Here is a 21704-nt window from a genome sequence, read left to right on the forward strand (position 1 = left end):
GGCTACCCGTCCGATTGCCGCCGTGCATGGCGGCTGCGCAGCCGGCGGTATGCGCGTCGCGCGCAGCCGCTGCGACGCTCGCGGTGCCGCCCGTGACCGGCATTGACCAGGTGGATCGGCAGCCCTCCCCGGTCACCGGTTGCAGCCGCACGGTCTACGTCCCGACGTCGAGCCGTGTGGCACTCGCGCAGTTTCTCACAGGCCTTCGACGCGCAATATTGATAGCGCTGTCAGCGGTGCGGCAACGGTGGGCTTCTGTGCAAGTCAAACCCTCAGCCGCAATATTGTTCCGGTAGATCTTTGAGCCAAGATTACGTTGATCGTGTCTTTTCGAAGTGATGCCGCTCCGACGGCTGCGAGTATCGCTCGTTCGGAGCTCGGGGGAGTTTCAATGAACAACCGTTATTGACTGAAAAATGAACATCTCGGACTTTCGCATCGGCCTTGATTTCGCTTGCGCCCGTTCATGTGGCGCTGCACCGACATTGGCATGCGCACGTTGACTGCTATTCGGCTGGTTGAGGATGACCCCTTCTGGTACCAAGGACCGCCATATATGGTAGAGGAAGTCGTACTTGACGAAACGGACTTAGAGGATGCATATCCCAACCACGATGCTCAAATCCGCGCGACTGTCAATGATCTCGCCGACGGACACCCTGGCTATCCCAGCGAAATCCTTCCGAGGCTGATGCGCGAGAAGGTGAGCGGCGAACGCTATCCAAGACGGCGCCTACTTCGGTTCGATCGAATACGGACCGACGGTGAATTGTTGCACCCGTACGGAGCGCGTCGCCAAGCGGGCGAGGACAGTCCGTGGATCATTAGGCTCTACCTCCCGTTCACACAAGAATGGGCGGAAATGGAAGAGGGCCAGTTCAGAATACTGCCGCTATCTACGCCCATGGCCGTTCGTGCCCGAGCTAGCCGCGACCGCCCGCGCGACTAACGAGATATGCGGCGCCTCAAGGCGGCTTTCGCGGAGTTCGTACCGTACGAGCACCGAACTTCGCTTTGCGGAGTCGGCGGCCTCCGCATCGACGAAACTGCGAAAAGTTCACTGAGTGGCTGCGCGGCGACCGCATCGTGCCCGATCGCAACGAGAATTACTGGTCGCCGGGTGGGGCGTATCTTGACCGCATCACCTGGAAAATTGCGCCGGTGTGTCGGGCCGCGCAACCGCGCTCGAGACCAGCACGGCGCGCGCTCACGCGGCTGATCGGGGCGACGGCACGGCGCTCGGTTTCAGGTCGCTCGTCAAGGACTTATCGCTCGCGCTGAAGGCGGCAGATGACCAACCGACCATTGGCCTTAACAACGTCCGACCTAATCGGCATAAGTGTCTTGATCATTCGCATTCCGAATGTACAATTCGGATGCCGTCGAATTGGGTTGCTAGTGATCTTCCGAAAGATGGTTGAGCAAGTTGGAAAAGAAGGGGATGTCTTAAATTTTCCCCTCGCAACAGATAGTCGGTGAGACGACGGCCCGCGAAACGCGCGGCGTTTGCGGCTGCGGCTCATATGGGCGGGATATGCCGGCGAGGGTTGATGAGCAGAAAACGCATCTTTTCGGAGTTTGGCTACCGCAGACGAACTTCCGCGCTCGAAGTTGACGCAGCCGGTCACGATCGGTTGATGACTCAACTGCGTGGTGCGTAGGCCGTCCGGGTGCGTGGGGATATTCTAATCAGGGAGCTTGCGGACTGTGTCGAGGCGCGCGGCGAGCGCCGCGCAACCCCTTTGACTCAATCAGCCCGAGACCGTAACGATGCCCTGCACAGCCAGCGGATTTCCGCCGGTCACCGCTGCCATTGGCCTCCTGTGCTTTGGCTGTCGCCTCTGGTTGTGGTTCAGCGAGGCTGCCACGTAAGCGCCAAACCTACGAATCGCACGCGACTTCGGCCAACTCGTTCTGCCGGGCAAAGCGCGTCACCGCCGGACGCTGCCAATTTGGTGTAATATAAATGCCAAATGGCAGGAGGCGTTATGACCGTCATCGACAAAGTGTCGGCGGATTCGTTGTTGGGCGGACGCTCGGTCTTGCGCCGCGCACCTCGATCGGGCCTCGAGTGGGTGGATATCGTCCGTCACGGCATCTCCTCACAGGCGCTCGACTCAATGCTCAAATCCATTGCGATTTCGCAGTCAGAGCTGGCGCAGGCGCTGGATATTCCCGAACGGACCTTGGCGCGGCGCAAGCGCGAAGGCGTTTTCAGCCGCGAGGAGTCGGCCAAGTTACTACGACTCGCGCGTGTCGTGGCGCGCGCGGCGGAAGTATTCGAAGACCTCGATCTGGCGATCGGGTGGCTCAAGGCGCCGGCAGCGGCACTAGGCGACGCTACTCCGCTCAGTCTCCTCGATACGGACATTGGTGCCGATAGCGTGATGGATACGCTTGGGCGCATCGAGCATGGTGTTTTTGCATGACCTTGTCGGCTTGGCGGGTCGTGACAGAGCGGTATGCTGATAGCGCCTTCTCCGGCGAAGGTGCGCGCCTCTATGGCGGGCGGTGGAATCCGAAAGGCATCGCGCTCGTCTATACAGCACAGACACAATCGCTTGCGCTCCTCGAGATGCTCGTGCAGGACTCACCGCTGCGGGCCCGGTATGTACTGATCCCGGCGCGAATTCCTGAGACTCTGATCGAGCGCGTCGATGCTGCGAATTTGCCGCCCGACTGGAGAGAGCTCACTGCACGGACCGAACCGCAACAAATTGGGGCTGCGTGGGCGCAGAAGCGAACGAGCGCGGTGCTTGCGGTGCCGAGCGCGGTCGTCCCTGCCGAAACAAACTATCTGCTCAACCCCGGTCACCCAGACTTCGCGCAGATCGTGCTTGGAGCCCGCGATGAATGGGAAACCGACCCGCGGTTGTTGCGTCGCGCCGCTCGAAACGACGCATGATAACGTGTCGCCGGCGCGCAATCCGCATCTTGATTTTCGCAAACGGGCTTGAGCTGGGGCTTCGGCCGCGTTCGGCCGCCGCCAGGGAGGTCCGCAACGGGCGGTGAACGGGAATGTTTGAAGGCAACTGGTAAAATCACAAACTGATTCCAGGCAAGCTTCATGGGATTCGAACAGCTCGTTGCGCTTAAGGCGCAGTTGTGACGTCGAGCGTGGAGCCACCTTTTTGCTCTTCGCGCCCTGGTTCAGCCTGTCGACGTCGCACGGGAAATGCAGCCGGAGCCTCGGCGCACGTCTGCCGATGCAGCCGCGCGGGCGGTCACTACGCTGCAACGACATTTCCCACGGACGTTTCCGCGCAGTCCGGCACCAAAGGTCCCGCTAAAGGTCGGGATTCTTAAGGACGTGCTTGCGAGAGCGGCGTCGCTTGGACTCAGTGAACGAGACGCTCGGAACGGCGTGAAGCTCTGGTGTCGTGGCCAACGCTATTGGACGTGTCTCGTCGAAGGCGCTGGGCGCGTGGATCTTGCCGGTGCAGTCGCTGGCATCGTCACCGCCGCCGAAGCAGAGTTCGGGACGAGTCAGGAGAAGACTCGACTCGCACGCAGGCGGGAGCAGATTGCAAACAAGCGTCGCGCTTGATCCGTCGAGCGGTAAACATTCTCCCGTCACTTACACTCGACATAAGCCAATAGCGCATTGTCGTTAGAATTGCTAAACGAATATCGCCGGTCGCAGCTGGAGACTGGCAATAGACGTCGCATCGATTCGTCGCAGGCTTCGGCCTCTATTGCCCAGTCGTCGGACCCATACTCGCTAGAAGGTCAGTCTTGCAAGTGATGAATGCGCGTCACCAGACCTGCGCGCGAAGCACAAACCGGCAGCTGGATCAGGGATAGCATTGGCGCGCGTGGAGCACATTCACGATCAGTATGCGATCGCGCTTCACGCGATAAACAATGATGTAATTTGGCAGCTGACCATCTCGCGCGTTGGGCACGCGGCCTTCGCGGTAGGCGTACGGGTGGCTAGGTAATGTGGCGGCGGCCGCGACAATCGTGTCGAACACTGCGTCTGCCGCAAGGAAACGTCCTTCGCTAGTGTGGGCGTGTATCTTATCGAGTCGGCGTACCGCACGCGGGCGCCAGTCAACGATCATTCGTCACCTTGCGCCGCTCGGCAATACGTGCGCGCATCCACGCGACCGCTTCATCGTGAGGAATGTCCGCACCTTCTTCTTCGAGTGACATGCGCACCTCTTCGCGAAACCACACGTCGTAGGCTTCCGATTCCTCCTTGGTGTCGTGCCCGCTAATGGCAGGTTCGGTCCAAATATTTCCCATGCGTCACCTCGTTAGGCATGCCTTCCGTGATAGCGTGGGCCCGTACCGCTCACGGCGCAAACTCGGGCACCTTGCGGTCAGCCTAGCGCCAAAGCTCGACAGCACGGCGACCACCGCACCGCGCTCTGTTTAGCCGGCAGCGCTGTTCAGCCGGCGATGTTGGCCCTATTAGTTCCTATAACATTCCGCGCCCCTAGCCAGACCTGCCGTAAATTCATTATCGGACGATCGTTCGCTACAAGGCTCAGGGCGGGCCATGCAAGACCTGCTTAATGGCGCCAGTTCCAGCGCAAAGGCGGCAATTACCGGGAAAATGGACAGTCCGACGCACGCACGCAAGCGGCACCTTTCCGATTTTGCCTTTCCCCCGCGGCCTTACGGTGGCGGATCATCGGGAAAGGACACCGGCTCAGTTTGCAGTCCAAGCGATCCTGCTTGCCGCCATAGCGCGGCGCTCCGCGCGCCCAGATCGCACCTTGGAAACCCTCCCACTACTGCCTAGACTTGCCACGCTTGTAGCTTAATTGCAACAGATAATGAAAACCTCTTTTCACAATGTATCCTTCAGTCCGTCGTGTATAGCAATATTTCAAAGAATTCACGCGTGGAGCGATCGAGATGAAGAAAACCCGAGTAGCGGTGGTATCCCTGGCACTTCTTGGCGCAGCCGGTGCGGCTAACGCCCAATCCAGTGTGACGCTCTACGGCGTTCTGGACGCTGGCCTGACGTACGTGAGCCGTGTTGACAACGGCGACGGCACCGGTGGTCACCTGTTTGGCATGCAGAACGGCAACCTGTCCGGCAACCGCTGGGGCATGAAGGGTCAAGAGGACCTCGGCGGTGGCCTGAAGGCGATCTTCCAGTTGGAAAACGGCTTTGACCCGGGCACCGGCCGTCTGAACCAAGGTGGTCGCGAGTTTGGCCGTCAAGCATTCGTCGGCGTGACCAGCAACCAGTTCGGTACCGTTACTCTCGGTCGCCAATATGACCCGTCGGTCGATCTGGTCCAGGGCCTCACCGCTGACAACTATTGGGGTGCGGCGTTTGCAACGCCGGGCGACCTCGATAACTACGACAACAGCCTGCGCGTGAGCAACGCTGTGAAGTACGTCTCGCCCGTGTTCGGTGGCTTCCAGTTCGAAGGTATCTACGGCTTTAGCAACTTGGCTGGTGCAACGGGCCAAGGCAAGACGTGGGGCGGTGCGGTCGCCTATAACAATGGCCCGCTCGGCCTGGCGGCGAGCTACTTGTACACGGATAACCCGTCGGCAGGCCGCAACGCGACGACGTGGAATAGCCCGTCGTCCGACTCGCTCACGTACACTGTCATCAACAACGGCTACGCATCGGCTCACTCGATCGGCATCGCACGAGGCGCAGGTCAATATGTGTTCGGTCCGTTCACGGTCGGCGCATCGTACAGCTTCGCTCAGTACAAGCCGGACGCGTTCTCGTCGTTTGGGTCACAAGAGAAGTTCCATGTTGCCAATGGCTTCGTGAACTTCCAACTCACGCCGGCTGCGCTGCTCGGCCTCGGCTACACGTACACGCACGGCCAGGGCGACACCAATGCGACTTACCACCAAGTGAGCATCGGCGCGGACTACGCAATTTCCAAGCGTACGGACGTCTACGCTCAAGGCGCGTATCAGCACGCAAGCGGCCAACAGCGCCAGACCGACGGCACCTCCGCTGCGGCTCAAGCTTCGGTCGCCGACTTTGGCTATGCGGCTGGTCGCAACCACCAAGAAATCGCCATCATCGGCGTGCGTCACAAGTTCTAAGAACCACGGAACCACCTTCGAAAGCCCGAACGCCATCGGCGTTCGGGCTTTTTTCATTTAGGTCGCGGACGTGCCCAGTTCTTCGACGGTTTCCGCGTCCCGGAAGTGGCGTCACAGAAGCCATAGTCGTTAGAACATCGTTCGCTGGCGCGTCTACTGCAGGCATTTGCCAACGCGTCGGCGCGTGCAAGAATAACGACTCCTCTAACAAACATCGTTCGAAGTCACAGGCGACGTTCGCGCCTGCTGTTTTCGTTGGCCTCTCTCCTATGCGCTTGATCTTGATTGAACGAAACGGCATAGAAGCCGAGGCGGTAGTTGAATCGATGCGACGGGCGGGGTACACGGTAGATTGGAGACGTGATAGGGGTTCGGCCGAGCAAGCACTCAGGAACGAGTCGTATGATGTCGTGCTCTTAGCACTGGACCTCCCGAATTCCGAAAGCATCGAGTTGCTCATCACATATCGGAAAGCGGGCGGCGCAGCCTCTACGCTCGTGCTCACCGACCACCAACAAGCTCACGAGCGTATCCACGCTCTGTACGCCGGCGCCGATGACCATATGACCCGGCCTTTGAATCTCGAGGAACTGTCCGTGCGGATCCACATGCTGCTGCGGCGACGTAAAGGTCACAAGCAAAAAGTCCTCCGCCACCGCAACCTCATGCTGGACCCGACCGCACAAGAATTTAAATCTGCCGGTAAACAGCTGTACCTTACGCCCCGAGAGTTTGCGGTGATGCATGCTCTTATGGAGGAGCCAGCGCGCGTTTTGAGCAGGGCTGAGATCGAGCAAAGAATCTACGGCGATGCAAACGAGGACCGTACCAACGCGATACAGGTCTACGTCAACACACTGCGCCGAAAAATCGGAGAGGATGAAATCTTGACAGTTCGAGGTGTCGGCTATCGATTGGCTTAAGCTACGGACGCTAGCGGCGGCCGGAGAACAGACAGCCTTTTAGCCGATAGGCTGTGTAGCCGCCTTCATTCGGGATAACGTTGTGATGCGCTATTCGATGAGTAAATCCGTCGTGTCACATAGGACCGGCATGTTCAAGGGCGCGCGGATGCGGTCTTCTCGCAGTGACGCTCAGTGGGAGCTGATCTTGCCAGCAGCGATGGCCTTTGCAAGTTCGTTGGCGAGCGCCGATTGCACGGACGCGTGCTTTTCCCGCACGGCCTCGGCGTCCTTCATAAGTTCGGGAAGATCATGGACGAGAGATGCGATCTCTGCGTCCCGAGCAGCGGCCAACTCCACCAAATTCTCTGGCCGCAATGCGCGTTCAAGGACTCCCGCGTCAATGCCGAAATGCTTGCCGATAGCGTCGCAAGCATGTACGAGCGCGAACGAGACTTGCTTTTCCTCGTCTAAGCCTTTGCGCTTCGCCGGTGGTCCAACTCATCAGCACGATTCTCGAGCGTGGCGTGTCAACCGGGCACTTTCGACGAGACGTTGATCCGCTCGACTTCTATGTGACGCTTGTCGGGATGGGCTATTACATCGCATCCAACCGCTACACGATCAGCGTCTTCGCTGGCCGCGATTATGCGGAATATCCGGAGCGAGAGAAGATGTCCGAGATGCATCTTGCCATGCTGGAAGCTTACCTGCGCTCGACGCCGTGAGAGCGGTGAAATGGGAGGACGGTGGGCGTGGTCGAAGAGGGGGCCGGCCACGGTCGGCCGAAGACGACCCCATTACGGTCAGACGAGCACCTACAAAGCGGACCGTCAGTCAAACCAAGGGTGTCCGAACTGGAGCCCCTCAAAGCGGCCGTTGGCGAACTTACGCAATCGGCCAGTTGCACACCCTCTGCCCTACCGACCGGACGTCAACAACACATCCATTACCGGCTACCAGGAAACAAATTTGCAATGACCGGGCAGGGCCGTGACGGGCTCAGTCCTGGGGGGTCTAGATTGTCTCTCCTGTACTCAGGCTCGCTCGTAGGGGGCCCAGCTGCGAGATCAACCTGATTCCCGGCGGCGCGGAGATGACGTCCGGGATGCGGTTGACCATGCATGCTGCCGAGCTATGTACCCCGTCGGCACGGTCAACGCGGATCTTCGACGGCGGTCTCCCATCCACCGTCCACATCATGTTCTAGAATTCGCCGTCTGTTAGCAGGCGCAACTCGATGAGGGCGTTTGCCGTCGGCCCCTCGGCGGTCTCGACCGAAGCCGTGATCCGCATGCCGAGCGAGATGCCCGGCTCCAGGAACCGGTTCAGCGTGCGGCATCATACAGGGCAATCGGAAAGCACCGGTTCGCGCCGCTCATTCACCTTCGTGATGGTAAAGCCAAGCCCATGCATGACGAGAGCTGGAATGCCTTTATAAAGTTCTCCGAGCTCACCAGGCGTAGCAGTGACCCGCTCCGCAAATTCAGCTTGGGTCATATCAACGCCGTACGCGCGCATCATGCGCTCGTTCGCCACCTCGGCGTTGGTCAAGCTGCGATGCGTAAGCGAGTGAAGGTCGGTACACGGGCCCGCGATCAAAATGCCCGGCCAGATACGGGAAAAATCCCAGATACCCGTCCCGGTGTACGTGGCGCCCGTCCGCTTAGCCAATTCATCGATCTCGTCAGCCAGTTCGTGGTCGGCCACTTGCGGAAAATAAGATTCGGAGCCGTGGCAGATGACATTAATGCCAGCACCCAGAAGACGCCGATAGGCGGACAAATTGGAACTCAGTCTCTCGGTTTGCACGACTAAGGCGATATCTGCCCCCAAGGCTGCATAGTCGGCAGTCTCACAGTCTTGCACGATGACGCCCAAGTCTTCTTCAAGCCCTGCCACTTGTCCCAGATCCTTACCGATCTTAGGACCCGCCCGGTTAACCGCTGCGACGATTGGCCATCCTCTTCTTACGAGAATGCGCACGGCTTCCGTAGCGTAGTAACCGACGCCGTAGATCATGACCTTTGGCTTTGACCGGATACTGTCTATGCCGTTGATATCCCTGACAACGCTCATGAACGGGCCTTCATCAATGAATGTAGATACGACATTAGCACGGCTTCAACCAACGACCGCACGCCCCGGACAGGTACGCCACAGAGATGTGCCGACCCGTTGATGTGGCCGAGATTCTGGCGGTCCGAACGACAGTTTCGCCTCTGGAAGGAGTCGTTGCAGGCGAGTTGTTAGCGCCGATGTAAAATGACTCTGGGGGGGGTGCGGCTAAATTCTTCGACTGATTTATGCCGCGATTCCAAGACTCTGCCGGTATTCGATGGGACTGAGGGAGCCGAGCGAGACCTTGATCCGTTTTGCGTTGTACCAGCGGATGTACGAATCAACGATCTCGATGAATTGATCGATGGTCGTCGCTCGCCAATCACGAGGATAGAACAATTCCGTCTTGAGTCGCCCGAAGAAACCTTCGCAGGCTGCATTGTCCGGCGAACATCCTTTGCGCGACATCGAGCGAGTCAGTTTGGCCGCCTGCATACGCGAGAGCCATCCCGGCCAGCGGTAGTGCGCACCACGATCCGAGTGGACTACAGGCCGCTCCTTGCAGCCGGCTACTGATTCGATTGCCGAATCCAGCATGGTGTTGACGAGTTCGGCGTCAGGCCGCGTACCGATTGACCAGCTCACAACGAGACCATCGAAGCAGTCGATAACCGGCGACAGATACACTTTGCCGGCCGGGATCTGGAATTCCGTAAGGTCCGTGAGCCATTTCTGATTAGGGGCAGCGGCGGAGAAGTCTCGATTGATTATGTTCTCCGGCGCAGGACTAATTTCTCCACGATAGGGGCCGTAGCGACGTCGCTTTGTCGTAGTGGTGGCCAGACCTTCCTGCCGCATCAAGCGGCGCACTACCTTCTCCGAAATGAAGACCTCTTGCCTGATCAACGCCGCGCGAATCCGACGATAACCGTAGCAACGGTGATTGAGTTCGAAGATGTCCGCAATGACGCGCCGTGCGTCAGCATGCCTATCAGCAACCAACAGCCGTGCACGATGATAGAAGTAGGAACTGCGGGCAAGACCCAAAGCGGCTAGCAGCTCCGGCAACGCATAGGTCTGTTTCAGGGCATCAACCAGCATTGTCTTCTCCCGGTTGCTCAGGAGTTGCGGGTTGATGCCCATCCCATTTTTTATCAGTTCGTTCGCCTTCTTCAGAATATCGTGCTCAAGCTGCAGCTGCCGGATGTCGCGTCGAAGCGATTCGACCTGTTGCTCCAGTTCCGCACGCTCATGGTCCGATGCTGGCTTCCTCTTGCGTTTCATAGATGCTGGAACCTCTCGACCGAGTAGCTGATTCTTCCAGTTATACAGCGTTGGCCGGCTGACACCGGCTTTCTCGGCAACCACGCGAGCGCTTTGCTCTCTGGTGCACAGTTCAATGACTGCCGCCTGCTTCACCTTTTGTGATTTTGGAACGCTTCCAACGGCTCGGCCAACGATACGTTTGCTGATTTCCGGACACAATTCTTCGATCCAGGTCGCAAGCGTCTCGCGACTCGGATAACCCAAAGCCCTCAAAGTTGCGGCCGCACAGCGGCCATGACTCAAATAGTGATCGACGGCAATCGTCTTCTGCTCATCAGAATACCTCCGCCTCGAACGGACATAGCCCGCCCGCAGATCGTGGCACTGCTCGTACTCCCGATGCCAGGCTTTAAGAGAGTTCTTGGTCGGATAGCCCAACTGCCGAATGGTAGCTCCGATGCGCTTGTCCAGCTTCAAGTAAAGTCGAACCGCTCGAATGCGATCTTCGTATGAGAACATGAACTACCTCCAGGTAGTCCAAGTTTTTGTCCGCACCCCCGGTTGTGAACTTGAGATCGCTCTCTACGGCGCCCGGTTCGATAGACGTGACGCGCATTTTGTCGCCTACCTCCTGACGCAGTCCTTCGGAAATAGCCCGCACGGCGAACTTTGTACCGGAATATACCGTCCCCCCCGGAGCGAAGACCTTGACGCCCGCTACCGAACTCAGGTTGATGATGTGCCCGCTGCCCTGGGCGTTGAATCGGGGGAGGACCGCCGCGATGCCGTAAAGCGTGCCCTTGAGGTTAACGTCGATCATCGCATCCCATTCGTCGGTATTGACTTCCGACATCGGGCGGATCGGCATCAGCCCTGCATTGTTCACGAGCACGTCGAGCCTGCCGAAGTCAGAGATAACGGCGGCGACCACGGCTTGCACCTGCCGCTTATCGGTTACATCGAGCGTGTAGGCGAGGGCAGTACCGCCTTGCGACGCAATGTCGGCGACCACTTGATCGAGCTTCTCCTTGCGACGCGCGGCCAGCGCGACCTTCGCGCCACGCGCGGCAAGATGCCGGGCAAGTTCTGCACCGATGCCCGTGCTGGCGCCAGTAATCGAAACGACCTTGTCTTCGATACCTTGCGTCATGACATCACCTCGTCTGTGACAAGCGATACTGCTTGGGAATACGTTGGATAGTCGGTCAAGCCGCGTTCATCGCCGCCGTAAAGGGTGGCTGCTTTCAGTTCGTTCAGCGGCCACCCGTTAGCGATGCGCTCAGGCAAATCAGGATTGGCGATAAAGGGTCGACCGAAGGCGACGAGATCGGCAAGGTCGGCCTCGACAAGGCGTGCTGCACGTTCGGCCGTGTAGCGACCGGCATAGATAACGCGGCCGCTGAAGGCCTTGCGCACGTCACGGCGAAAGGCTTCGGGCAGTTCCGGCGCATTATCCCAGTCGGCTTCCGCGATGGAGACGTAAGCTGCGCCTGCGCGCTCCAGCACGCGTATCGCTTCGATGTACGTCTCATGAGGATTTCCTTCGACGAGGCCGATATACACGCGGTCCTGATCGGTGCTGCTAAAGAGCGGAGTGAACCGCACCCCGAGCCGTTCGGGGCCGACCACCGCGACAACCGCCTCGATGACTTCGCGCAGAAAGCGCAGCCGGTTTTGCAGCGAACCGCCGTACTCGTCTCTGCGGTGATTCGAATGCGACGAGATGAACTGGTTGACGAGATAGCCGTTGGCCGCATGGATTTCTACGCCGTCGAAACCGGCGCGAAGGGCATTTCTCGCCGCTTGCGCATACAGAGCAACCAGTTCCTTAATCTCGCCGACCGTGAGTTCGCGTGGCATCGACGGATCGACAAGCTTGCCGGCACCGGGTCCGGTTTCAATGAAGGCCTTCACTTTCACCGCCTGAATAGCCGACGGCGCGACAGGCGCATCACCGTTGGGCTGCAGCGCGCAGTGCGAGACGCGACCGACATGCCACAGCTGGGCGAAGATCACGCCGCCTTGCGCGTGTACCGCTTCGGTGACCTTCTTCCATCCGTCGATCTGCGCATCGCTATAGATGCCCGGCGTCCATGCGTAACCCTGACCACGCGGTTCGATCTGCGTGCCTTCGCTGATCATGAATCCGGCGCTGGCTCTTTGTGCGTAATAGCGCGCGTTAAGATCGGTGGCGATATCGCCGGGTTGCGCGCTGCGCTGGCGCGTCAGCGGCGGGAAAACGATGCGGTTGCGCAGCGTATGCTGCCCCAACTGCACGGGCTTGAAAAGCGCGGGATGCTTCATTCTTGGACGCTCCTTTTTGTTGTTCGTGTCGCGGCCGATCCGTTGGCGCGATTCGCGAGGTTGAACCGCGCCATCGAAATGGCGCGGCCCGTATCACTGCGCGGCCAATGCCGGATGCTTGAGCAGCAGCGCCGCCGCCGGCGATGACGACGCGGGGTTCTGCCCGGTGATCAGCAACCCGTCGGTGACGACGTAGGGCGCCCAGTCGTCGGTCTTCGAGTAGATGCCACCCTTCGCCTTCAGTTCGTCTTCCACGAGGAACGGCACGATGTCCGTCAGTCCAACGGCCGCCTCTTCGGAGTCGGCGAAGCCGGTGACTTTCTTGCCCTCGACCAACGGCGTGCCGGCGGCGGTGCGGACATGGCGCAGCGCGCCAGGGGCATGACAGACCAGCGCGACCGGCTTGCCAGCGGCCACGAAAGATTCGATCAGCGCGATGGAGTGCTTGTCTTCAGCGAGGTCCCACAACGGACCGTGACCGCCCGGATAGAAAACGGTGTCGAAGTCCGCCTGTGAGACGCTGTCGAGCCGCACCGTCGCGGCCAGTTGCGCGTTGGCCTCCGGATCGCGCTCGAAGCGGCGCGTCATCTCCGTCTGATTCGCCGGCTCATTGCTTTTCGGGTCCAGCGGCGGCTGACCGCCGAGAGGCGAGGCCAAGACGATGTTCGCACCGGCATCCTTGAACGTGTAGTAAGGGGCAGCCAGTTCTTCAAGCCAGAAACCCGTCTTGCGGCCCGTCGTGCCCAATTGGTCGTGCGAGGTCAGAACCATCAGTACTTTCATTTTGCGCTCCTAGAGATAATTAAGTAGACCAGTCGTCTATAAAGTTCGTCTGAAAAAGCACTTCCGAAGAAGTGCGTCTTGGCTCGCTGTCTTTAAGCGAGGTGAAGCATCCGCCGCGTCGTCGCCATGGCTGTCTTGAATGGTTCGACGTTCCGAACGATCTTGACCATTACACTCGCGCCCAGCCAGAGCTGATAGAGACTCTGCGCGATGGCGTGAGCATCGCCGCCATCTATCCCGATCGACTGCTCCTTCACCCCGATCTCGATAGCGCGCGTCAGCCGACTGACGATTCCCGCGGTGCCCCGCTTCAGCGTTGCCCGCATGGCCTCGGACATGTCTGCTACTTCCGCCCCTAGCTTGACGGCGAGACACTTGCCCTGGCAATCCGAGAAGGACTGCGTCTCCTGCCACATTTGCCAGTAATTCATCAGGCGTTGCGCCATGTTCAGGCCGGGTTCAGCGAGCGTCCTGTCGAGTTCTTCCAGATACTCCTCGAAGTAGCTCTCCAGCAAAGCCACGCCGAAGGCATCCTTCGAACCGAAGTAGTGATAGAAAGAGCCCTTCGGTACACCGGCCTCGGCCAAAACCTCGTTCAAACCCACAGCAGAGAAGCCTTTGGCGCCAATCAGCCGTTGCCCGACACCAATGATGTTGTCGCGGACATCCGAGGTTCGATGGGTGTTTGCTTTAGCCATGGGCCTACTGTACCACGAAGTAGACCAGTCGTCTACGAATCGCAGAAAAAGTCTCAGTGATCAGCCGATGCTGTGGCCGCCCGCTCGATCACACGTGCCACTTCCGCCGGATGCGACAGATAAGCGGCATGGCTCGACGGCACGTTAACGATCGCGCTGTTCGCACGCTTCGCCATCCAGCGCTCGAGGTCCGGGTTGACCGTGCGATCGTCACTGGCCACGATTGCCCAACTCGGCTTCGTCTTCCACGCGGGCTGCGTGACTGGCGCGGTGAACGCTTCGACCGCCGGCATGACTTGTGAGCGCGACATGAAAGCCGTGTCGCCAGCGGGCACATCGGCGGCGAAATCGGCCCTGAAGTGCGCGGGGTCGAGATACAGGTGACCATCGTTCGTCGACTTGATCGCTTTGCTTTGCCCCGGCATCTTCGATGTCAGCGTGTGAAGGCTTTCACCAACGTCCGGTTCGAAGGCGGCGACATAGACCAGACCTGCGACACGCGCGTCATTCCCGGCCTCGGTGATAACGGCACCGCCGTAGCTATGGCCCACGAGTATGGCCGGGCCATCCTGTGCATCGACGACTCGCTGGGTCGCCGATACGTCATCCTTGAATGATGTCTCCGGCTCTTGCACCACGGACACGTTGTAGCCGTCGCGAGTGAGGATGTTTGAGACGGCTTGCCAGCCCGAGCCGTCCGCGAAAAATCCGTGGACCAGTACGATGTTCTTTACAGGCGCGGCCATTGCCGGCTGCGCGATGGTTCCCGCTGTGACCAGGGCGAGGGCGGCAGCAATGCGGGTGAGATTCTTGGTGAGTTTCATTGCAGACTCCATATATGAAAGAAGAAAACCGCTAAGGCAATTCAGCCGACCGTCCTGGCCCACACAGCCTGCGCGTTGGTGAACTCGCGAAGACCGAAATGCGAGAGTTCTCGTCCGTAGCCGCTCTTCTTGACGCCGCCAACAGGAATACGCGGATTCGAAGCGGAGAAGCCGTTGATGAACACGCCGCCCGTCTCAAGGCGACGCGCAATGCGCCGGGCGTGAGCCACATCTCTGGTCCAGAGACTTCCGCCCAGGCCGTAGTCGCTCGTGTTCGCAAGTTCGATCGCGTGCTCCGCGTTCTCGGCGACCGTGATGGCGGCTACCGGACCGAAGGTTTCTTCATCGAACGCGGCCATGCCGGGGAGCACATCGGCGATGACGGTCGGTTCGTAGTAGTTGCCCGCGCCTTCGACTTGTCTGCCGCCCAAGAGCAGCGTCGCGCCTGCTTCGATCGTGCGTTCGACCTGGCGATGCAGTTCGTCGCGCAGATCGGCGCGCGCCATCGGCCCGATGGTGCTTGCGGGATCGCGCGGATCGCCTGCTATCACTTGCCGCGCCGCCTCGACGAACTTGCGCGTGAACTCTTCGGCGACAGGCCGCTCGACGATAAAGCGCTTCGCCGCAAGACAGACTTGCCCCGCATTCTGAAATCGAGCCTCGATGGCCGCCTTCACGGCAAGATCGATATTGGCGTCGGCAAGCACGATGAAGGCATCGGCGCCGCCGAGTTCGAGCAGCGTCTTCTTGAGCGCGCGGCCAGCGGTGGCAGCGACGGCCGACCCTGCGCGCATGCTGCCGGTGAGCGTCACTGCCGCGACGCGGGGGTCTTCGATTACACGGGCGATGGTCTCGTTATCGGCGTTGAGATTGGCAAAGAGACCGGCCGGAAAGCCCGCGGCTTCATAGGCCTCCTGCAAGGCGTAGGCGGAGCCCATCACGTTGGGCGCATGCTTGAGAATAAAGCCGTTACCCGACAACATGATTGGCGCGGACGCGCGAATCACCTGCCACAGCGGGAAGTTCCACGGCATGACGGCGAGGATTGAACCGATCGGCAAGTAGGAAACGTGGACCTTGTCGTCACCGTCGACCGGTGCGGGCTCATCGGCGAGAAAGGCGGGGCCGTGTTCCGCGATCCAGTCGATGGCGGCAGCGCACTTCTCGACTTCGGCGCGTGCAGCGGCAAGCGTCTTGCCCATCTCCGAGGTAATCAAAGATGCGAGCGCTTCGGAGCGTTCACGCAACGTGGCGGACAAACGCCGGTAAGTCGCGACGCGCATGGCCATCGGCGTGGCGCGCCACAGGCGATAAGCGGCCGCGCTGTCATTCAGAACGCGCTCGACTTCGTCTGCACACTGGAACGCATAGTGAGCGATGAATTCGCCCGTTGCAGGATTGCGGGAAGTCGCGCCGATGGAAAAGGGCGTGCTCAAGTTCGACATGTTGGCCTCTCTGGAGTGACGTTGGGGCAGCAAGAAATCGCTGCAGTGGTGTCACTTTAGGCAAGTCGAACCGGGCGAAGAAGGCGTCTTGTGATCCTATGAGTGGGAGTCCCTGGCAGCGTGCCGGGGGATGTAGGTCACGAGCGAAAGGTCGGGGCGCCCCGTGGGCGTGAGCGCGACATAGGTGAATTCGATGTGGCCGCCATCGGGATGGCGCAGCCGCTTGTCGCCCTCATCGAAGCCCTTGACGTCGATGTCTTGCCACCATTCACGGAACTCGGGACTCAGTGCCGTCAGTTCGTCAATGAGGCTGTCGAACGGCGCCTTGTCCTGCGCCTGAGCGCGCGCGGCGCGAAAGGCGGAGATCATGCCTCGCGTCATCTGTTCCCAGTCGAGGATCAACGTGCGATACGGCTGATAGAGAAACAGCAGACGCAGCGTGTTGCGCTCGTGCGGCTGCAGCGACCCATAGTCGACGAACAGATCGGCAATCGCAGCATTCCACGCGAGGATGTCGAGCCGGTTGTTACGAACATACGCAGGCACGTTGATGGATCGCACGAGCAGTTCGAGTCCATCGCTCACGCCATCGCCGGTCGGCGCCTGCGCGTGTTCTCGCGATGACAATGCGAAAAGATGCGCTGATTCGACGGCGTCCAGTTTCAGCACATTGGATATGCGTCGCAGCGCGTCGGCGGACGGATTGATTTCCCGTCCTTGTTCCAGCCACGTGTACCAGCTCACGCTCACGCCTGCCAACACCGCGACTTCTTCGCGTCGCAAGCCGGCCGTGCGACGCGGGCCATCGGGCAACCCGAAATCGGCGGGTTGCAGTCTGGCTCGGCGATTTGAAAGGAACGCGCCGAGTTCGCGCCGCTGTTGGGTATCGGGTCGCTTCAACATGATCGAGAGAAGTCACTCGCTAGGGGTAGTGGTCGAAAACCGGCTAACGGATTGCTCATCTGTGAGCAATGACTCACCGACCAGCGGTGCAATCCTACTTGCTAACGTGCGCCGACGCAGGGATGGGGACGCACGCGATCATCGAAGCTTCATGTGCCTGATGACCGTCTCTTGTGGCTGCTGTGAAACCAGGAGCCCCCAAACCGCCGCAACCCCGTGAGGAGCCGAAATAGCCGGCCGAGTGCCGAGTTTCCGGACGATGCCGGATATCTGCTCTATTGACAAGCCGTTGCCAGTTTCGCCGCGTAGCCGGGCCGAGAAAAAGCTCGTAGATTCCTTGCTGCACATGCAAGCGCGTCGGCGCAATGCAGACACTCGTGGAGTGTCGCGCACAAATTCCGTAACGCCGGACAGTGCTGTGCTGTCCAACGCTGCCTCGCTGAACGACCGCGAAGCGACGTGCAGCCGCCGCACATTGTTTAAACGGCGTACATCCGTAAAGGCCGAGGTCCGTGCGTGAGCCATCCATCAGGGCTCGGCCAGAAGCCGCCGGTCGAGGTCGACGTCCAGTTTGATCAACCAAGCTTTCGTTTGTCGTCGCTGGATGGCCGCTTTTTGGGCGAGCAAATTGCCGAGGGCACAGCCTCAATTTGGCCGCAACCCGCCGATTACAGGCGTCGCCGGTCGGACGTCGAAGCGTCGGACGCGCGCCGTAAGCGAACGCTCCTCCGACCATACGTGGCAGCCAGGTCCTGTGGCGTCGGTACTTGTTTGACCAGAGTCGCGAGAGCTCCTTACAGGCTTGAGGATCGCGCACGGAACCGTGCCCGGAGGGTTGCGGACGCGACGGGTCGAGTATGCTTCAATGCCCGCATAATAGTGCTACGCGGCGATGAGATAGGAGCGAAGAATGCGCAGTGTGGAACTCGACCTAGACTGGAAAGGAAACCTAAAAGGATACAAGGTTCGTGAAGACGAATTCCCGACCAAATGGGTACCAAACGATGCAAGCAATTCAGATTGCATCCGAATTCGTGAGGAGATCGAATCGGATAAGTTGTCCACCCTACCGCCTCAATTCGCCTACGCAAAACGAACATATTCGGAGGCCGGCTTGCATACGGGGTATGACACGAACGTCGGCTTTGTTCCATTGGAATCAGGAAATGCACTGTACGTATATCTGATGAACTCGCTCAATTCTGGCGAATGCACTAAGGTTGCGAAGACGTTTTATCCCGTGTTAAAGCCCTTGGACATCGTCTGAGATTGCAACTACTGGAGGATCTGGCCAAACACGACAGATCGCAGCACCTAGCGGGCTCATACGACGCATTTATTGTCGCAGCGCTCGGCATCTATAACTGCCGGAATGCATACGTCCATGAGCTGGTTATGCCCGACAAAAAGCGGTTATTAGATTACCGTGAGCAGCGAAGAGTCATCGAATCGATGAGTCCGTTTTCGGAAGTATTTCGACAGGATCAATGGTTTCACTGGCTGCATACCGTGTCGTGTGGTGGCAACGATGTACGTCATGCAATAGCCGATTTCTGCCGCAAACATCCCATGACGACCAGGGATACAGAACCGCCCATGCACGCGTGACTGCGTGAACGCCGGTTCCGCACCTAAAAGCTGACGTCGAGGTAGCACTCGTGCGAGCGGCCGTTGTGGGTCGGGTTGTGTCGGACCGCTCTGCAAATTCATCGCCAGAAAGCGGCCATCGGAATTCCGCTCCCGGAAGCGGCCAGTCCGCAGTGCGTACTCCCGACGCTGAGCAGCCATTAGATGCTGGCATGTGGATGGCGCTTATGGGCGAGCTAGCGGACATACACTCCGCGCCGCTAGTGCACGGTTTCACGACTAGCGGGGCCCCTGCGAAGCCACATCACTGCGATGCCGGTGACGAGCCAGACTACCCCGCCGGCAATGCCCTTGGTTCCGCTTGCGGCGAGCAGGAGGAGCGTCATAGCAAAAGCCAATGGCAGCAGGATTTTCGGCATCGGTGTCTTGAATGCGGGCGAAGCGCTTTTCACGCGACGCAGTTGCAGAAGCACAAGCAAAGGCGGTATGAAATGCAGGACGTACAGAAACCCACCGATCGCCGTTGCACTTGCAGGCGAACCGAGAACGGCCATCATGACCAACAGGATTCCGCTCAACAGCACTGCGCAAAGTGGTGTCCCGGTTTTGGGTTGAACTCTTGCGAGCCGGGAAGGCAAAAGGCCGTCTCGTGCCATTGCAAAACTGATCCTCGATGTGACGACTAGCACGGCGTTAGCGGTCGCAGCGGTAGTCACCACTGCTATCACAGCGACAAAGCGGCCCCCGAGGTCACCAAGGAAGCGTTGCGCGGCCTCGCTGAGAGGCGCAGAGGAAGCGCCCAGCGTGCGCCAGTCAACCGTTCCTAATGCGGTAAATGCGACCAGCAGATAAACGCAGAGCACGATCGCGAGGGTGATAAAGATAGCCCGCGGTAAGTTTTTGTCCGGTTCGGCAATCTCTTCGCCCGCAGCCGCGACCATATCGAAGCCGCCGAACGCGAGGAACGCGGTCAGGGCGCCCGTTAATATTCCCTGTAGACCATTCGGCGCCCATGGGGTTAGCCGTGCGAGCTGGATCGCATGAGTTCCTGCTTCGGCAAAACCGAGCAAGCCGGCGATCGCGAGACAAATGACCAACACCTGGACCCTGCCGGCGACTTCGACGCCGCGCACGTTGACCGCTACGCATACCAGTACGAGCGCGACCGCGCCGACTACAGGCGGAACGCCCGTCAACTCATGCAGGTATCCGCCGAACCCTAGCGTCACATAGCCGCTTACGAAGACGTAGGAGCCCCAGAACACCCATCCCATGAGGAAGCCCCATCTTCGTCCCAACACCTCGCGCACGAAGGCGTAACCGCCGCCCGCTTGCGGATACCGGCAAGCGAGCTCGGCGTACGGTAGAGCGATTACAAGTGAGGCGACGAAGGCAAGGGCAAACGACAGTAGTGCGGCAGGCCCTGCCTGCGCAGCCGTCTGGCCGACTAGCACGAAAATTCCGCCCCCGATCGTTCCGCCGACTCCGACGGCGACTGCTCCGTGCAAACCCAATGAGCGCCGCAATCGCGTCTGCGCGCTTCTACCGGTACCCGCACTCATGATTGCACCCCGGCGGCGGTCACGTAATGCGCAAGTTCTGGGATGCCGTCGTCACTATCTTGTGCAATGCGCACGAGTTGGTTCGGTGATAGGCGGCAGTGAGCTATGAGGCGAGCATGAGAGCGGCGAACGACACGATATTCGCGAGTGGGCACGGCCATGGTGACTTCCGATAATGATTCGAAAGCCCCATTGTTCGACTTGAAGCAATCCGCGTATTGGCGAAAATTGCAGCGCTGGACTGTTTAGTGATCGTGCCGGCGGACTGCGGCGGCCGCAAACTGCAACGGGGTAATGCCATAAGACCGCTTGAAGTGCCTGGTCAACGCGCTTTGGTCGTAAAACCCGGTCATGGCAGCCACATGCGCTATCGGCAGTCCCCTGGCAAGATGCTTTCGCGCATTCAAAAGCCGCACCTGCGTGAGATACATGTGAGGAGTCAAGCCAAGGCCCCGTTTGAACAACCCGATGAGCTGAAACGCTGTCAGGCCAACAGTGGCGCTTAGATCTTCGAGTAACAGCTCGTCGGCATACCGATCATGTACCAGGTCGGTTACGACGCGCAGCAGCGCACGGTCGTGAGGCGCTGGCTCGATGCGTCCGCCGCCGCAGCCATGCCGTTCGGAAAGCCGGCCAAAGGTGGCCAGAAGCAGCTCTCGCTCATGAAAGACGTCATTGCCCTCTTCAAGCGAAACATGCAATTCCAGAAAGCGAGCGATGAGATCCGAGTCATCGAAGACATTGCGCATGAAATAAGGCGGCGCTTCAATCCCAAGTCCATCGGCCACCGCGGCGATCGCGGATTCCCCGAAATAGAGCGACCGATACGTCCATCGTTCGCTCCGCCCCATCGATCCCGAGTGCGCTTCGGCCGGGTTGAAGACGAGTAGTGTCGAAGTTCTTGCCTCATCGGTCACGCCACGGCTTTTTATGACAGAACCACCCAATTCCGTGACCGCAATGACGAATCCTTCATGCGTGTGGGGAGCGTACTGTTGCGTGGTGAAGTCGGCCCGCATCATGCTGAGGCCGGGCGTATGCCGGTGCCACCAGAAAGAGGCGTGGTTTTTGGGATCAGTGCGAGCCATAGTGGAAAAACCGATGGGTCGGGCGCAAGGCGTCCATCAAGCCGACATTGTAACCGTCGCCAAGCAGTGCTTCCCCGCGCTGCCGTAGAACTCGATAAGTCGTGGGCCGCTTGTGGCCGGATTGAGGCTGTGCCCTCGGCTATTTGCTCGCCGCAAAGCAGCCATTGAGCGAGGCGAGACGAGAGCTTGGCTGATCAAACTGGATGTTGAGCTCGACCGGCGGCTCCTGGCCGGTTGCGGAAGCGCAG

At 59.5% G+C, this 21704-nt stretch carries 19 protein-coding genes and 1 pseudogene; 7 read left to right on the forward strand and 13 right to left on the reverse strand.

The window, feature by feature from the left end:
- The first annotated feature begins 1988 nt into the window (after nt 1–1988).
- From P9255_RS12490 to P9255_RS12500, 3 genes are all read left to right on the forward strand, one after another.
- Entirely contained in the window at nt 1989–2429 is a 441-nt protein-coding gene (locus P9255_RS12490) for an antitoxin Xre/MbcA/ParS toxin-binding domain-containing protein (RefSeq protein WP_309789641.1), read from the forward strand.
- Nucleotides 2426–2905, forward strand: coding sequence for an RES family NAD+ phosphorylase (locus P9255_RS12495; protein ID WP_309766894.1), 480 nt, complete (start codon nt 2426–2428; stop codon nt 2903–2905). The genes P9255_RS12490 and P9255_RS12495 overlap by 4 nt, the downstream gene beginning before the upstream one ends.
- 270 nt (nt 2906–3175) lie before the next feature.
- On the forward strand, nt 3176–3547 hold the full coding sequence (locus tag P9255_RS12500; RefSeq protein ID WP_309789642.1) for a ProQ/FinO family protein: 372 nt from the start codon (nt 3176–3178) through the stop codon (nt 3545–3547).
- Between the two features lie 247 nt (nt 3548–3794).
- On the opposite strand, the gene P9255_RS12505 is transcribed toward P9255_RS12500, so the two are convergent.
- On the reverse strand, nt 3795–4064 hold the full coding sequence (locus P9255_RS12505; RefSeq protein ID WP_309766891.1) for a type II toxin-antitoxin system RelE/ParE family toxin: 270 nt from the start codon (nt 4062–4064) through the stop codon (nt 3795–3797).
- Complete coding sequence (locus tag P9255_RS12510; RefSeq protein WP_309789643.1) at nt 4054–4248, reverse strand: antitoxin; 195 nt, start codon at nt 4246–4248, stop codon at nt 4054–4056. The genes P9255_RS12505 and P9255_RS12510 overlap by 11 nt, the downstream gene beginning before the upstream one ends.
- A 618-nt stretch (nt 4249–4866) precedes the next feature.
- Between P9255_RS12510 and P9255_RS12515 the strand changes: the two genes are divergently transcribed.
- From P9255_RS12515 to P9255_RS12525, 3 genes and pseudogenes are all read left to right on the forward strand, one after another.
- Nucleotides 4867–6033: a porin gene (locus tag P9255_RS12515; RefSeq protein ID WP_309766887.1), complete on the forward strand. Its 1167-nt coding sequence runs from the start codon at nt 4867–4869 to the stop codon at nt 6031–6033.
- A gap of 269 nt (nt 6034–6302) precedes the next feature.
- Complete coding sequence (locus tag P9255_RS12520; RefSeq protein ID WP_309789644.1) at nt 6303–6956, forward strand: response regulator transcription factor; 654 nt, start codon at nt 6303–6305, stop codon at nt 6954–6956.
- Between the two features lie 455 nt (nt 6957–7411).
- A pseudogene (locus P9255_RS12525) lies at nt 7412–7663 on the forward strand (TetR/AcrR family transcriptional regulator); the annotation flags it as partial.
- Nucleotides 7664–8276: 613 nt separating this feature from the next.
- Here the strand turns inward: P9255_RS12525 and P9255_RS12530 are convergent.
- The 9 genes from P9255_RS12530 to P9255_RS12570 all read right to left on the reverse strand — a co-directional run bounded on the left by P9255_RS12530 (nt 8277) and on the right by P9255_RS12570 (nt 17219).
- The gene (locus tag P9255_RS12530) at nt 8277–9014 is read right to left on the reverse strand and encodes a hypothetical protein (protein WP_309789645.1); all 738 of its coding nucleotides are present in this window, start codon (nt 9012–9014) and stop codon (nt 8277–8279) included.
- A gap of 225 nt (nt 9015–9239) precedes the next feature.
- Nucleotides 9240–10781: an IS3 family transposase gene (locus tag P9255_RS12535; protein WP_309789646.1), complete on the reverse strand. Its 1542-nt coding sequence runs from the start codon at nt 10779–10781 to the stop codon at nt 9240–9242.
- Entirely contained in the window at nt 10672–11412 is a 741-nt protein-coding gene (locus P9255_RS12540) for an SDR family oxidoreductase (protein WP_309789647.1), read from the reverse strand. Before P9255_RS12540 ends, P9255_RS12535 begins: the two co-directional genes overlap by 110 nt.
- Entirely contained in the window at nt 11409–12566 is a 1158-nt protein-coding gene (locus P9255_RS12545) for an alkene reductase (RefSeq protein WP_309789648.1), read from the reverse strand. Before P9255_RS12545 ends, P9255_RS12540 begins: the two co-directional genes overlap by 4 nt.
- Before the next feature lie 93 nt (nt 12567–12659).
- Entirely contained in the window at nt 12660–13349 is a 690-nt protein-coding gene (locus tag P9255_RS12550) for a type 1 glutamine amidotransferase domain-containing protein (protein WP_309789649.1), read from the reverse strand.
- 92 nt (nt 13350–13441) lie between these two features.
- Complete coding sequence (locus P9255_RS12555; RefSeq protein WP_309789650.1) at nt 13442–14047, reverse strand: TetR/AcrR family transcriptional regulator; 606 nt, start codon at nt 14045–14047, stop codon at nt 13442–13444.
- A 53-nt stretch (nt 14048–14100) separates the two neighbouring features.
- Nucleotides 14101–14871, reverse strand: a complete 771-nt coding sequence (locus P9255_RS12560; protein WP_309789651.1) for an alpha/beta hydrolase — start codon at nt 14869–14871, stop codon at nt 14101–14103.
- A gap of 41 nt (nt 14872–14912) precedes the next feature.
- Nucleotides 14913–16316: an NAD-dependent succinate-semialdehyde dehydrogenase gene (locus tag P9255_RS12565; RefSeq protein WP_309789652.1), complete on the reverse strand. Its 1404-nt coding sequence runs from the start codon at nt 16314–16316 to the stop codon at nt 14913–14915.
- A 96-nt stretch (nt 16317–16412) separates the two neighbouring features.
- Nucleotides 16413–17219 (reverse strand): helix-turn-helix transcriptional regulator, encoded by an 807-nt coding sequence (locus P9255_RS12570; protein ID WP_309789653.1) that lies wholly within the window; start codon nt 17217–17219, stop codon nt 16413–16415.
- 910 nt (nt 17220–18129) lie between these two features.
- Between P9255_RS12570 and P9255_RS12575 the strand changes: the two genes are divergently transcribed.
- A complete protein-coding gene (locus P9255_RS12575; RefSeq protein WP_309789654.1) occupies nt 18130–18486 on the forward strand; it encodes a hypothetical protein in 357 nt (118 codons plus the stop codon).
- Between the two features lie 580 nt (nt 18487–19066).
- Here P9255_RS12575 and P9255_RS12580 read toward each other — a convergent pair.
- Both P9255_RS12580 and P9255_RS12585 read right to left on the reverse strand, forming a co-directional pair.
- Entirely contained in the window at nt 19067–20368 is a 1302-nt protein-coding gene (locus P9255_RS12580) for an amino acid permease (protein ID WP_309789655.1), read from the reverse strand.
- Nucleotides 20369–20613: 245 nt separating this feature from the next.
- On the reverse strand, nt 20614–21456 hold the full coding sequence (locus tag P9255_RS12585; protein ID WP_309789656.1) for an AraC family transcriptional regulator: 843 nt from the start codon (nt 21454–21456) through the stop codon (nt 20614–20616).
- Nucleotides 21457–21704: the final 248 nt, after the last annotated feature.

Source organism: Caballeronia sp. LZ019 (assembly GCF_031450825.1).
Taxonomy (GTDB): Bacteria; Pseudomonadota; Gammaproteobacteria; order Burkholderiales; family Burkholderiaceae; genus Caballeronia.